Source organism: Pseudomonas sp. 478 (assembly GCF_003254125.1).
GTDB lineage: Bacteria > Pseudomonadota > Gammaproteobacteria > Pseudomonadales > Pseudomonadaceae > Aquipseudomonas.
This window is the reverse complement of the sequence record NZ_QKZG01000003.1, coordinates 363,121-376,586: the sequence shown is the minus strand read 5'-3', so window position 1 is coordinate 376,586 and position 13,466 is coordinate 363,121. Positions and strand designations below refer to the sequence as shown.

Annotated in this window: 11 protein-coding genes; 7 read left to right on the top strand and 4 right to left on the bottom strand. The window is 60.7% G+C overall.

Annotated elements, in window-relative coordinates; all coding sequences use genetic code 11:
- Positions 1-58: 58 nt before the first annotated feature.
- The 3 genes from DFS28_RS08515 to DFS28_RS08505 all read right to left on the bottom strand — a co-directional run bounded on the left by DFS28_RS08515 (position 59) and on the right by DFS28_RS08505 (position 4,945).
- Positions 59-766, bottom strand: coding sequence for an SPOR domain-containing protein (locus tag DFS28_RS08515; protein WP_111449375.1), 708 nt, complete (start codon positions 764-766; stop codon positions 59-61).
- 1 nt (position 767) lies between these two features.
- Positions 768-2,504, bottom strand: a complete 1,737-nt coding sequence (gene argS / locus DFS28_RS08510; RefSeq protein WP_111449374.1) for an arginine--tRNA ligase — start codon at positions 2,502-2,504, stop codon at positions 768-770.
- Between the two features lie 221 nt (positions 2,505-2,725).
- Positions 2,726-4,945: a primosomal protein N' gene (locus tag DFS28_RS08505; RefSeq protein WP_111449373.1), complete on the bottom strand. Its 2,220-nt coding sequence runs from the start codon at positions 4,943-4,945 to the stop codon at positions 2,726-2,728.
- 356 nt (positions 4,946-5,301) lie between these two features.
- Here DFS28_RS08505 and rpmE point away from each other — a divergent pair, with 356 nt between their 5' ends.
- From rpmE to DFS28_RS08490, 3 genes are all read left to right on the top strand, one after another.
- Complete coding sequence (gene rpmE, locus DFS28_RS08500; RefSeq protein ID WP_008080648.1) at positions 5,302-5,532, top strand: 50S ribosomal protein L31; 231 nt, start codon at positions 5,302-5,304, stop codon at positions 5,530-5,532.
- Positions 5,533-5,546: 14 nt separating this feature from the next.
- Positions 5,547-6,347, top strand: a complete 801-nt coding sequence (locus DFS28_RS08495; protein WP_111449372.1) for a thermonuclease family protein — start codon at positions 5,547-5,549, stop codon at positions 6,345-6,347.
- A gap of 183 nt (positions 6,348-6,530) precedes the next feature.
- Positions 6,531-7,799, top strand: a complete 1,269-nt coding sequence (locus DFS28_RS08490) for a malic enzyme-like NAD(P)-binding protein (protein WP_008149557.1) — start codon at positions 6,531-6,533, stop codon at positions 7,797-7,799.
- A 226-nt stretch (positions 7,800-8,025) separates the two neighbouring features.
- Here DFS28_RS08490 and DFS28_RS08485 read toward each other — a convergent pair whose 3' ends face one another.
- Positions 8,026-10,470, bottom strand: a complete 2,445-nt coding sequence (locus DFS28_RS08485) for a penicillin-binding protein 1A (protein ID WP_111449371.1) — start codon at positions 10,468-10,470, stop codon at positions 8,026-8,028.
- Positions 10,471-10,685: 215 nt separating this feature from the next.
- Here DFS28_RS08485 and DFS28_RS08480 point away from each other — a divergent pair, with 215 nt between their 5' ends.
- Genes DFS28_RS08480 through DFS28_RS08465 form a run of 4 tightly spaced genes read left to right on the top strand, consistent with a single transcriptional unit; the run spans position 10,686 to position 13,460 of the window.
- Positions 10,686-11,750, top strand: a complete 1,065-nt coding sequence (locus DFS28_RS08480; protein ID WP_111449370.1) for a pilus assembly protein PilM — start codon at positions 10,686-10,688, stop codon at positions 11,748-11,750.
- Positions 11,750-12,316 (top strand): PilN domain-containing protein, encoded by a 567-nt coding sequence (locus tag DFS28_RS08475; RefSeq protein ID WP_111449369.1) that lies wholly within the window; start codon positions 11,750-11,752, stop codon positions 12,314-12,316. The genes DFS28_RS08480 and DFS28_RS08475 overlap by 1 nt, the downstream gene beginning before the upstream one ends.
- Positions 12,313-12,936 carry a type 4a pilus biogenesis protein PilO gene (gene pilO / locus DFS28_RS08470; RefSeq protein ID WP_111449368.1) on the top strand — a complete coding sequence of 208 codons (624 nt, stop codon included), beginning with the start codon at positions 12,313-12,315 and terminating at the stop codon, positions 12,934-12,936. The genes DFS28_RS08475 and pilO overlap by 4 nt, the downstream gene beginning before the upstream one ends.
- Positions 12,933-13,460 (top strand): pilus assembly protein PilP, encoded by a 528-nt coding sequence (locus DFS28_RS08465; protein WP_111449367.1) that lies wholly within the window; start codon positions 12,933-12,935, stop codon positions 13,458-13,460. Before pilO ends, DFS28_RS08465 begins: the two co-directional genes overlap by 4 nt.
- Positions 13,461-13,466: the final 6 nt, after the last annotated feature.

Sequence of the window (13,466 nt, the reverse complement as noted above, 5' to 3'; positions counted from 1 at the left end):
AATCCCCTCACCACAGGTTTGTGGGCGACCTCAGATTAAGGTGCCCACAAAAAAAGGGTCAGCGGCTTTGGCGTTGTTGTAACAACAGGTTGCTGAACCCACTGCCGGCCAGTTGTTTCTGGGCGGTGGTCAGTTGCTCGCGGTTGCTGAACGGGCCGACCAATACCCGGTACCAGGTTTCGTCCTTCACGGTGCCGGATTCAACCGCCACCGCCTGGCCGAGCAGGATGATCTGGGCCCGGACCTTGTCCGCATCAGCTTCCTTGCGGAACGAGCCGGCCTGCAGGAAGAACTTGGTCACTGGCGCCGCTTTGGACACCGGCGGCGCTGGCGGCGGGGTAATCCCGGCCAGTGCGGCCTGAGCCCGCGCAGTATCGATCTTCGCCGCTTGCTCTGGCGTAACCGGCGTCGTCGGAATGGCCGGCACTTGTGGCGTCGGCAGGGTTTTCTCCGGCACGGCATCCGGCGGCACGATGACTTCCGATTCCGGCAGCAACGTGTAGAAGTCGTACTTCGGCTTCACCGGTTGCGTCGGGCTCGGCGGGGTCTTGTTGGCCTCGGCGATCTTGGTGGCTTTCTGCTGCTCGATCTTCTCGCGCTTGACGCTCTCGCTGCCCTTGCCTGGTTCCAGTTTCATCAGGAACACAACAAACGCGCCGACCGTCAGGCCGATGGCCATCCACAGCCACCCCGGGATCGGTTGCTTTGCAGGAGCTTGGTAACGGCTGGCGCCACGCTTGGGTGCAGGTTTTTTCTTGGCAGCCAACTTACATACGCTCCAGAGTTTCCAGACCCAAGAGTTCCAGGCCTTGCTTGAGAGTGCGGCCGGTCAGCGCGGCGAGGCGCAGACGACTTTGCATTTGCGCCGGGGTGTCGGCGTTGAGGATCGGGCAGTTCTCGTAGAAGCTGGAGAACAGGCCGGCGACATCGTACAGGTAGGTGCACAGGATGTGCGGCGTGCCTTTGTCAGAAACGTTGTTCAGCACTTCGCCGAACTGCGCGAGCTTCGCCGCCAGCTCGTGCTCGTGGGGTGCTTCGAGGACGATCTGGCCTTCGACTTCGCTGAAGTCCTTGCCGAGTTTGCGGAACACGCCGGCCACGCGGGTGTAGGCGTACAGCAGGTACGGCGCAGTGTTGCCTTCGAAGTTCAGCATCAGGTCGAAGTTGAAGCTGTAGTCGCTGGTGCGGTGCTTGGACAGGTCGGCGTATTTCACCGCGCCAATGCCCACAACCTTGGCGATGTTGCGCAGTTCGTCTTCAGCAAGTGTAGGGTTCTTTTCTTTCACCAGTGTGTAGGCGCGTTCCTGGGCTTCGGTCAACAGGTCGATCAGCTTCACGGTGCCGCCGTCACGGGTCTTGAACGGACGGCCATCGGCGCCGTTCATGGTGCCGAAGCCCATGTGCTCCATTTCCATCGGGTGCGTCACGAAGCCGGCCAGGCGCGCGACCTGGAATACTTGCTGGAAGTGCAAGGCCTGACGCTGGTCGACGAAGTACAGCGCGCGATCAGCCTTCAACTTGCCGCTGCGGTAACGCACGGCCGCCAAGTCGGTGGTGGCGTAGAGGTAACCGCCGTCAGCCTTGACGATGATCACTGGCAGCGGATCGCCGTCTGCGTTCTTGAACTCGTCGAGGAACACGCACTGGGCGCCGTTGCTCTCGACCAGCAGGCCAGCGGCCTTGAGGTCGTTGACTACGTTGATCAGGTCATCGTTGTAGGCACTTTCGCCCATCACGTCGGCCATGGTCAGTTTGACGTTCAGCAGTTCGTAGATTTTCTGGCAGTGCGACAGCGAGATGTCTTTGAACTTGGCCCACAGCGCCAGGCAGTCCGGGTCGCCGGCTTGCAGCTTGACCACCAGGCCGCGGGCGCGATCGGCGAACTCTGCGGATTCGTCGAAGCGTTGCTTGGCGGCGCGGTAGAAGTTTTCGAGGTCCGACAGCTCGTCGCTGGTGATCGGGTTTTCCTGCAGATACGCCATCAGCATGCCGAACTGGGTGCCCCAGTCGCCGACGTGGTTCTGACGGATCACTTCGTCGCCGAGGAATTCCAGCACGCGCGCCACGCCGTCGCCGATGATGGTCGAGCGCAAGTGGCCGACGTGCATTTCTTTGGCCAGGTTCGGTGCCGACAGGTCGACGACAGTGCGCTGTACCGGACCCGCCTTGCGCACGCCGATGTGGGCGTCGGCCAGGGCGGCGTCCAGGCGAGTGGCCAGGGCCTGGGTGTTCTGGAAGAAGTTCAGGAAGCCGGGACCGGCGATTTCGGTCTTGGTGACGTTTTCGTCAGCCGGCAGCGCGGCGATGATTTTCTCGGCCAGGTCGCGCGGCTTCATACCGGCCGGTTTGGCCAGCATCATGGCGATGTTGCTGGCGAAATCGCCGTGAGTCTTGTCACGGGAGTTTTCCACCTGGATCGCCGGCGACAGGCCTTCAGGCAACACACCTTCGTTGACGAGTTGGGTGATGGCTTGTTGGATCAGCTGGCGAATGGTGTCTTTCATGGTGTTCTCTTTCGACCGCAAGCGCGGCGGCGCCTGGATGCGCTAGTGGAAAAACTGGGCATTATCCGTTGCGAAGACGGGCTTGCCAACTATAGCGGGCAGGTTATGGATATGTGGTGACAAATCGGCCGCCTTCGCGAGCAAACCCGCTCCCACATTGACCGGGTGAGCGCCGCAAATCCACTGTGGGAGCGAGCCTGCTCGCGATGGCGATATCAAAATCAATACAAATCCACAGGATCGACATCCAGCGACCAGCGCACCGCCCGCCCGCTCGGCATCTGTTCCAACACCAGCAGCCAGCTGCTTAACAGTCGATGCAACGGCGCCCGGGCCGTCGCTTGCAGCAACAACTGCGCACGATAACGCCCGGCCCGGCGTTCCATCGGTGCCGGCACCGGCCCTAGCAGTTCAATCCCGGTCAGGTGCTGTTCGGCCAGCAAACGCTCGGCCTCGCTGCACGCCTCATCAAGAAAACCTTCAGCTTGCCCCGGTTTGTGCGCTTCGGCCCGCAGCAGCGCCAGGTGCGCAAACGGCGGCAGACCCGCCGAGCGACGTTCGCTCAACGCCTGTTCGGCAAAGGCGAAATAGCCCTGTTCAGTCAATTGCACCAGCAGCGGATGGTCGGCCAAGTGCGTCTGGATGATTACTTTGCCCGGCTCTTCAGCCCGGCCCGCGCGCCCGGCCACCTGGACGATCAACTGCGCCATGCGCTCGCTGGCGCGGAAGTCGCCGGAAAACAGCCCGCCGTCGGCATCGAGAATCGACACCAGCGTCACCCGTGGAAAGTGGTGCCCTTTGGCAAGCATTTGCGTGCCGACCAGAATGCAGGGCTGGCCCTTCTGAATGGTCGCGAACAGCTGATTCATGGCGTCTTTTCGCGAAGTGCTATCGCGGTCGACCCGCAGCACCGGGACGTCGGGAAACAAAATCCCCAATCGTTCTTCGGCGCGCTCGGTGCCAGCGCCGACTGGCCTTAAATCGACCTTGCCGCATTTCGGGCAATGCCGAGGGACGCGCTCGACGTAGCCGCAATGGTGGCAGCGCAGTTCGCCGGAGCGCTGGTGCACGGTCATGCGCGCATCGCAGCGCTGACATTCGGACATCCAGCCACAGTCATGGCAGAGCAGCGTGGGCGCAAAACCGCGACGGTTGAGGAACACCAACACTTGTTGCCCAGCGGCCAGCGTCTGGCCGATGGCTTGCTGCATCGGTCCGGAAATGCCGCTGTCCAGTGGGCGGCTTTTTACGTCCAGGCGCAGGAATCGCGGTTGCTTGGCGCCGCCGGCGCGCTCATTCAGGCGTAAGAGCCCGTATCGGCCGGTGTAGGCGTTGTGCAGGCTTTCCAGCGAAGGCGTGGCGGAGCCGAGGACAATCGGGATGTTTTCCTGGCGTGCGCGCACCAATGCCAGGTCGCGGGCGTGATAGCGCAGGCCTTCCTGCTGTTTATAGGAACCGTCGTGCTCTTCATCGATGATGATCAGGCCGGGGTTCTTCATCGGCGTGAACAGCGCCGAGCGGGTGCCGATAATGATGTCGGCGTCACCGTCCCGGGCCGCGAGCCAGGCTTCAAGGCGCTCGCGGTCATTGACCGCCGAGTGGATCAGCGCGATGCGTGCATTGAAGCGCTGCTCGAAGCGCGCCAGGGTCTGCGGGCCGAGGTTGATCTCCGGGATCAGCACCAGCGCTTGTTTGCCTGCCTCGAGCGTTTCGCGGATCAGCTGCAAATAGACTTCGGTCTTGCCGCTGCCGGTGACGCCGGCCAGCAGGAATGCGTGATAACTGTCGAAACCGGCGCGAATAGCCTCATAGGCTGCACGTTGCTCCGGGTTGAGCGGCAGTTCCGGCTGCGCCAGCCAGTGTTCGTGGCGGGCGTCGGGGGCGTGCTTGCGGATTTCGACTTGCACCAGATCCTTGGCCAGCAGCAAATCCAGGCTGTCCTTGCTCAGCATCAGTTTGCTCAACAACTGATGGGCGACGCCGTGGGGATGTTGGGCCAGGGTCGCCAGGGCCTCCCGTTGACGCGGGGCGCGAGCGATGCGCGGGTCATCAAGGCTGGCGCCGGGCGCGGCGGACCAGAAGCGCTCCTGCCGCGCTTCGGCCAGTTCGCCTTGTCGCAACAGTACCGGTAGCGCCCAGCTCAAAGTGTCGCCGAGGCTGTGCTGGTAATACTGAGACGTCCACAGGCACAGTTTGAATAGCGCTGGCGGCAGGGGTGGCGTGGCATCGAGCAGGGCCAGGGCCGGCTTGAGCTTTTCTACCGGCACTTCGCTGTGATCGGTCACCTCCACCAGAATCCCGATCATCTCCCGTCGGCCGAACGGCACCCGCAGGCGCATGCCCGGCTGCAACTGGGCACGCAGGATCCCGGCCGGGGCACGGTAATCGAACAGGCGGCGCAGAGGCGAAGGCAGGGCGAGGCGCAAAATGGCGTCGGGCACGCGGGGGATTCTCTCTGGGCGGGCAGTAAGAAAGGCTGAGCGCAATCCCTGTGGGAGCGGGCTGTGGCGAGGGGATTTATCCCCGTTCGGCTGCGAAGCAGTCGCAAATCAGTGAATACGGTTTTTCTGAAACACCGTTATCACAGCTTCAGGGCTGCTTCGCGACCCAACGGGGATGAATCCCCTCGCCACAGTTCGCTCCAACAGGGACGGCGCTTTGGGCCGGGAGCCTAGCAGACGACTGGTGTAAGGGACAGCTTGCGTGATCGCAAAGGTCTGGTAGAATCCGCGGCCTAATTATGTGCGGTATTCAACAATAGTGTTGAGTGGCGGCACACTAGCCTGAGGAATACACCATGAAAGCCGATATCCATCCAGCGTACGAAACCATCGAAGTAACTTGCAGCTGCGGCAACAAGTTCGAAACTCGTTCGAACCTGTGCAAGCCACTGGGTACTGACGTATGCAACGAGTGCCACCCGTTCTACACCGGTAAGCAGAAGACTCTGGATACTGGCGGCCGTGTACAGCGCTTCGCAGACCGTTTCGGTGCTTTCGGCAAGAAAGCTCCTGCTGCTGCAGAGTAAGGTTGCAAAGCCCCATGGGCTTTACCTTGCTGATGAAAAAGGCGTCCCTCGCGGGCGCCTTTTTTGTGTCTGCGATTTGGCTTTCCGGTGCCCAGGCCTTCTGCCCGGCGCCGAGCGGGCTGACACCCGTTGTGGTGCAGCGGGTGGTGGATGGTGACACGCTGCGCCTGAGCGATGGCCGCAGCGTGCGCATGATCGGTTTGAATACGCCGGAGCTGGGCAAGAAAGGCCGTTCCGACGAGCCGTTCGCAGTGGCGGCACGCCAACGCCTGGAAGCACTGGTGGCTGCAAGCGACGGACGGGTCGGTTTATTGCCCGGTAAAGAAAGCAAAGACCATTACGGCCGCACCTTGGCCCATGTCTACAGCGCCGATGGCGCGAACCTTGAAGCGCAGATGCTCGCTGAAGGACTTGGTTTCCAGGTAGCGGTCGCGCCAAATGTCGATCTGGTCGACTGCCAGCAAGCGGCGGAACACCGCGCCCGTCAGGCCGGACTCGGGTTGTGGCGTCAATCCCCTGTACTGAAAGCGGAGCAGATCAACACGTCCGGTTTCGCTGTGCTCAGCGGTCGTGTGAGCAAGGTTCAGCGCAATCGCGGCGGGGTTTGGATCGAATTGCAGGATTCGGTTGTACTGCGCGTTGCACCCAATTTGCTGGGGCAGTTCGATGTGGCGAATCTCGAGCGGCTGAAGGGCAGGCAGATCGAAGCCCGTGGCTGGGTGCTGGACCGTTCGCGGCGCGGCGGCCTGAAAGAAGGACAGGCACGCTGGCTTTTGCCCTTGACCGACCCGGCGATGCTTCAGATGGCGCAGTGATAAAAAATTGTAGACATTTTTTATTCTGATTGTGAACAGTCAATCCCTTGTGTTACGCGGCTCTTGGTCCAAAGTCGTAGGGCCGGGTGCTTGACAGGGGTGACCGGTCAGTCTTGTAGGGACTTTGCGACACGAGTATCCTCGGCGGTCCGTCTGTCCAACAGTAAAAAGCGGAATGCCCCTATGTCTGATCTGAAAACTGCCGCTCTCGAATATCACGCCCATCCCCGTCCAGGGAAGCTGAGTGTCGAGCTCACCAAGGCCACCGCTACCGCCCGCGACCTGTCGCTGGCCTACAGCCCCGGCGTAGCCGAACCAGTACGCGAAATCGCCCGCGATCCTGAACTGGCCTACAAATACACCGGCAAAGGCAACCTGGTTGCAGTCATTTCCGATGGCACCGCAATTCTCGGCCTGGGTAACCTTGGCCCATTGGCTTCCAAGCCAGTAATGGAAGGTAAAGGCGTGCTGTTCAAGCGCTTCGCCGGCATCGACGTTTTCGACATCGAAGTCGACTCCGAAAGCCCGCAAGCCTTCATCGACACCGTCAAGCGCATCTCCATCACCTTCGGTGGCATCAACCTGGAAGACATCAAGGCACCTGAGTGCTTTGAGATCGAACGTGCTCTGATCGAGCAGTGCGACATTCCGGTATTCCACGATGACCAGCACGGCACCGCGATCGTGACTGCGGCCGGCATGATCAACGCCCTGGAAATCGCTGGCAAAACCCTCGCTGACGCCAAGATCGTCTGCCTGGGCGCCGGTGCTGCTGCCATCTCCTGCATGAAATTGCTGGTGAGCATGGGTGCCAACATCGAAAACATCTTCATGGTTGACCGTACCGGCGTGATCCACTCCGGCCGTGACGACCTGAACCAGTACAAGGCTGTTTTCGCTCACTCGACTGAAAAACGCACGCTGGCCGACGCCCTGAAAGGCGCGGACGTGTTCGTTGGCCTGTCCGGCCCGAACCTGCTGAGCGCTGAAGGCCTGAAATCCATGGCGGCCAACCCGATCGTGTTCGCGTGCTCGAACCCTGATCCGGAAATCGCCCCGGAACTGGCTCACGCCACCCGTGACGACGTGATCATGGCGACCGGCCGTTCGGACTACCCGAACCAGGTCAACAACGTGCTGGGCTTCCCGTTCATCTTCCGCGGTGCCCTGGACGTTCGCGCCAAGCGCATCAACGAAGAAATGAAAGTGGCTGCGGCCAACGCCCTGCGTGAATTGGCCAAGCTGCCGGTTCCTCAGGAAGTGTGCGACGCCTACGGCGGCATCAAACTGGAATTCGGTCGTGAGTACATCATTCCGAAACCAATGGATGCTCGTCTGATCACCGTGATCTCCGATGCCGTGGCCAAGGCTGCGATCGAGACCGGCGTAGCGACCCTGCCGTATCCGAAGAACTACCCGCTCAAAAGCGTGGATGACGTGTTCAACGGCTAAGTCGTTGTAGCGCTTCAACACAAAGCCCCGGCTCTTGCGAGTCGGGGCTTTTTTTTTGCCTGCAGATGATCGTTCCCACGCCCTGCGTGGGAATGCAGCCCGGGACGCTCCGCGTCCCTTCCCACAGCCGAACGCGGAGCGTCCGTAGAGGCATTCCCACGCAGAGCGTGGGAACGATCAGCCCCGCTCTTCTTTCGAAGGCGGGGCTTTTTGCAGCGTCAGGCGATCAGAACAAATCGATCGGTGCCGCTTCATCCGCAGGCAGTGGGCTGCCCGGCGCACTGCCGTTGCCCAGTTCGTTCGCTGACGGTGGCGTGTCTTCGGCCTTGAACAGCTCGAAGTAGGCGCCTGGCGTGCCTGGGGTGGCTGCACGGCCGCTGATCGGGTCGACTCGCAGGCTGAGAATGCCTTCCGGCTCTGGCTGCGTATGGGGCGGCAGGCCTTTGAGTGCGGCGCCCATGTAGTTCATCCAGATCGGCAGGGCGACGGTACCGCCGAACTCCTTGCGACCCAGGCTTTCAGGCTGGTCGAAACCGGTCCAGACAGTGGTCACATAATCGGCGTTGTACCCGGAGAACCAGGCGTCCTTGGACTCGTTGGTGGTACCGGTCTTGCCCGCAATGTCGCTGCGGCCCAAGGCCAGGGCGCGGCGACCGGTGCCGAGTTTGATGACGTCCTCGAGCATGCTGTTGAGGATGAAAGTGGTGCGACCATCGATGATGCGCTCGGCCACGGCCGGCGTTTGTGGCGCTGGCTGGGCAGTCAGGGCTTCGCCCGGGGTTGCGTTGACGGTGAAGGCGCTGGCCGCGACAGGAGCGGCGATGCCGTCAGTGGCGACGTTGCCTTTCGGGACGCTCGACGGGTTGGCGACGAACAGCGTGTCGCCATTGCGGCTTTCGATTTTCTCGATGATGTAGGGGGTGATCTTGTAGCCGCCGTTGGCGAAAGTACTCCAGCCGGTGGCGATTTCCATTGGCGTCAGCGTCGCGGTGCCCAGGGCCAGCGACAGGTTGCGCGGCAGGTCCTGCTTGTTGAAGCCGAACTTGCTGATGTAGTCGATGGTGCGATCAACGCCCAGCGCCTGCACCAGACGGATCGACACCAGGTTGCGCGACTTGTACAGCCCTTCGCGCAGACGGATCGGACCGAGGAAGGTGTTGGTGTCGTTCTTCGGCCGCCAGACCTTGTCCAGGTATTCGTCGACGAACACGATCGGTGCGTCGTTCACCAGGCTGGCGGCGGTGTAGCCGTTATCCAGTGCGGCGCTGTAGACGAACGGTTTGAAGCTCGAGCCCGGCTGACGCTTGGCCTGCAGGGCGCGGTTGTAATTGCTCTGCTCAAAGGCGAAGCCACCGACCAGGGAGCGAATGGCACCGTTCTGCGGATCGAGGGAAACCAGCGCGCCCTGAGCCTGCGGGATCTGGCTGAATTTCAGCGAGTTGTCCGGCTGGCGCTGCACACGAATCAGGTCGCCGACCTGCGCAACGTCCGAAGGCTGCTTCGGATTGGCGCCCATGCTGTTGGTGTTCAGGAACGGGCGCGCCCATTTCATGCTGTCCCAGCCGACGTGTTCGTCACCGGTACGGGTCATCACTTGCAGGCCGGTCTTGTCGACCTGGGTGACGATGGCAGGTTCAAGGCTGCTGATGGTGCGCTGCTTGGTCAGCTCGATTGTCCAGGCCTCGCGAGTCTTGCCCGGCAGGCGCGACTCCGGTCCGCGATAACCATGACGCTGGTCGTAGGTCATCAACCCTTCGTGGACTGCGGTGTTGGCCATTTCCTGCAGGTTGCTCGGCACCGTGGTGGTGACGCGGAAACCCTCGGTATAGGCGTCGCTGCCATAACGGCCGACCATTTCGGCGCGGGCCATTTCAGCGATGTACGGTGCGTTCACTTCCGGAGTCGGCACGTGATAACTGGCGTTCAGCGGCTCGTTGATCGCGGTGGTGTAGTCGGCTTCGGTGATTTTGCCGAGCTTGTACATGCGCCCAAGGATCCAGTCGCGACGTTCCTTGCTGCGGGCCGGATTGGCCAGCGGGTTGAAGCGCGAAGGGGCTTTCGGCAGGCCGGCGATCATCGCCATCTGCGCCAGGCTGACATCACGAATCGACTTGCCGTAGTAAACCTGCGCGGCGGCCTCGATGCCGTAGGCGCGGTTGCCCAGATAGATCTTGTTGACGTACAACTCAAGAATCTCGTCCTTGGTCAGCTGCCGTTCAATCTGCAGGGCCAGGAGGATTTCGGTGGTTTTGCGTGAGAAGCTGCGTTCGCTGGTCAGGAAGAAGTTCTTCGCCACCTGCATGGTGATGGTGCTGCCGCCGGACTGAATGTGTCCGCTTTTTACCAACTGGGTGGCCGCGCGCATCAGGCTGCTGGGGTCGACACCGTAGTGATTGGCGAAGTTGTCATCTTCAGCACTTAGTAACGCATTAATGAAATTGGGGGGAATGTCGGCGAACCGGATCGGTGTGCGGCGCATTTCGCCAAATTCTGCGATCAGCTTGTTATCGCTGCTGTAGACCCGCAAAGGAATCTGCAACTGGATGCTTCTCAGAGCCTCCACGGATGGTAAACCCGGACTAAGGTAGAGAAAGGCGCCGCTAAGACCGAGGAGCAGTCCGCAGAAAACGGCGACGATGGACCATCCGAAAAATTTCAGCAGACGAATCAAGGCTTTTGGACATCCAGGGCAAAGAATGAATTAGGCATCAGGGTTCAGATAAACAGGGAACGACCCGCGCTTGAAGTAAAAACCGGAAAAAAACGCTGGGCATTATAAGCATTTTTCCGCCGAGAGCGTCATTTGCGCTGCTGTCAAGACGGGTGGTTTGAACGCAACTGATATTACAGAGTCCGTAAGACACGGATAGTCATAGGGAATTGGTAGTGCTAGGACTCTTTAATAAAAAGGCCAATACGCTTCTGGGGATCGACATCAGCTCCACGTCGGTCAAGCTTCTGGAGCTAAGCCGCCAAGGCGACCGTTATCGGGTCGAGGCCTATGCGGTGGAACCTTTACCCACTAACGCTGTGGTCGAGAAAAATATCGCCGAGCTCGAAGGCGTAGGGCAGGCACTCGCGCGCGTGCTGCTCAAGGCCAGGACCAACCTCAAGAACGTCGCCGTGGCCGTGGCCGGTTCGGCGGTGATTACCAAGACCATCGAGATGGACGCCGGACTTTCCGACGATGAAATGGAAAACCAGCTGAAGATCGAGGCCGATCAATACATCCCTTATCCATTGGACGAAGTGGCCATCGACTTTGAGGTCCAGGGCGTTTCTGCGCGCAACCCCGAGCGAGTCAACGTGCTGCTGGCGGCCTGTCGCAAGGAAAACGTCGAAGTCCGGGAAGCGGCCCTGGCCCTGGCCGGCCTGACAGCCCGCGTGGTCGACGTCGAGGCTTATGCGCTGGAGCGTTCCTACGGATTGCTGGCGAGCCAGCTGGCTGCCTCTCAAGAACGTCTGACGGTAGCGGTAGTCGATATCGGCGCCACCATGACCACTCTGAGCGTGCTGCATCAGGGGCGGATCATCTACACCCGCGAGCAATTGTTCGGTGGTCGTCAATTGACGGAGGAAATCCAGCGACGTTATGGCCTGACCATTGAGCAGGCGGGGCTGGCGAAGAAGCAGGGTGGTTTGCCGGACGATTACGTCAGTGAGGTGCTGCAGCCGTTTCGCGACGCGCTGGTGCAGCAGGTGTCGCGCTCGTTGCAGTTTTTCTTCGCCTCGGGTCAGTACAACTCGGTTGATCACATTCTGTTGGCCGGCGGTACCGCATCGGTCCCAGGGCTGGACCGGTTGATCGAGCAACGATTGGGAACGCCGACGCAAGTGGCCAATCCCTTCTCCGACATGACCCTGAGCAGCAAGGTCAACGCCGGTGCCCTGGCCAGCGATGCGCCGGCACTGATGATCGCCTGCGGGCTGGCCCTCAGGAGTTTCGACTGATGGCGCGGATCAATCTTTTACCCTGGCGTGAAGAGCTGCGTGAAGCGCGCCGCAAACGCTTTTTGCTGACACTGGTCGGTGTGATGGTGGGGGCCGTGGGCGCGGTGTTGATCGCGAACCAGGCCATCAGCGGCGCTATCGATCGGCAAGTAGCTCGTAACGATTACATCGGCAAACAGATTGCCGTGGTCGACGAGCGGATTAAACAGATCAGCGATTTGAAGGCCCGTCGCCAGCAATTGGTCGAGCGCAGGCGCATCATCCAGGACCTGCAAGGCAACCGGCCGATCAGCGGGCGTATTTTCGATCAGCTGGCGCGGACGCTGCCTGACGGCGTGTATTTCACTGAGGTGAAAATGGCCGGCAAGTCCTTGTCCATCACGGGTGCGGCGGAGTCCAACAATCGTGTGTCAGACCTGATGCGCAATCTGGATGCGTCCGATTGGTTTGATGCGCCCAGCCTCACGGAAGTCAAAGCGACGACCGCCGGTCAGCTGGATCAGACCAACGTCTTTCAGCTGACCGTTCGTCAGGCTCAGCCCGCCGCTACGGAGGGCGGCAAATGAGGCTGTCTGACTGGTTCGAAGGCCTGCGCAAGATCGACATCAATGACCTGGACACCAATAACATGGGTTCCTGGCCGCCAGCCATCAAGGCACTGGCGGGTATCCTGCTCATGATTCTGGTGTTTTCACTGGGCTACAGTTTTTCCATCAGCGACCTTCGGAGCCAACTCGAACTCAAGCGCGAGGAAGAGTCGACCCTCAAGGAGCAATTCGCCGACAAAGCCCATATGGCGGCGAATCTGGAGCTGTATACGCAGCAGATGAAGGAAATGGAGAACTCCTTTGGCGTGCTGCTGCGGCAATTGCCCAGTGACACCGAAGTGCCCGGCCTGCTGGAGGACATCACGCGCACCGGCCTGGGCAGTGGCCTGGAGTTCGAAGAGATCAAACTGCTGCCGGAGAACACGCAGCAGTTCTACATCGAACTGCCGATCCAGATCACCGTCACCGGTGCCTATCATGACCTGGCTACCTTCGTCAGCGGCGTCGCCGGGCTGCCACGGATTGTCACCCTGCATGACTTCGACCTTGCGCCGGCCAACCCGGAAGGTGGTCCGAAGTTGCGCATGAGCATCCTCGCCAAGACCTACCGCTACAACGACAAGGGGCTGCAAAAATGAGCCCGACTCGTTGTTTTTCGATGGTTGTGTTGGTCGCCAGCCTGGCCGGTTGCGGCAGCGACAATGACTTCAGCGACCTGGACGCGTACATGAACGAAATGCGTTTGCGTGCGCCCGGCAAGATTGAACCAACGCCGACATTTCGGTCTTACCCAACATTCACCTACAGCGCCGCCAACCTGCGAAGCCCGTTTTCCCGGCAGATCAGAGTCGATCTGGCCGGCCAGAAACACGGCTCGCGCAACGTCAAACCTGACCCGAACCGGGTCAAACAGTACCTCGAAGGTTTCAACATCGAGCAGTTTGAAATGGTCGGAACGATCGCCAATGCGACCGGCTCCTTTGCGCTGCTGCGCGGGGCGGGCGGGGTACATCGGTTGAAAGTCGGCGATTACCTGGGGCGTAACGATGGGCGGATCGTCGCCATCAGTAGCTCGCAGGTCGATGTGGTCGAAATCGTTCCCGACGGCGAAGGCGCCTGGCTGGAGCGGCCGCGGACCATCCCTTTGAAAGAGCACTCATAGTGGAAC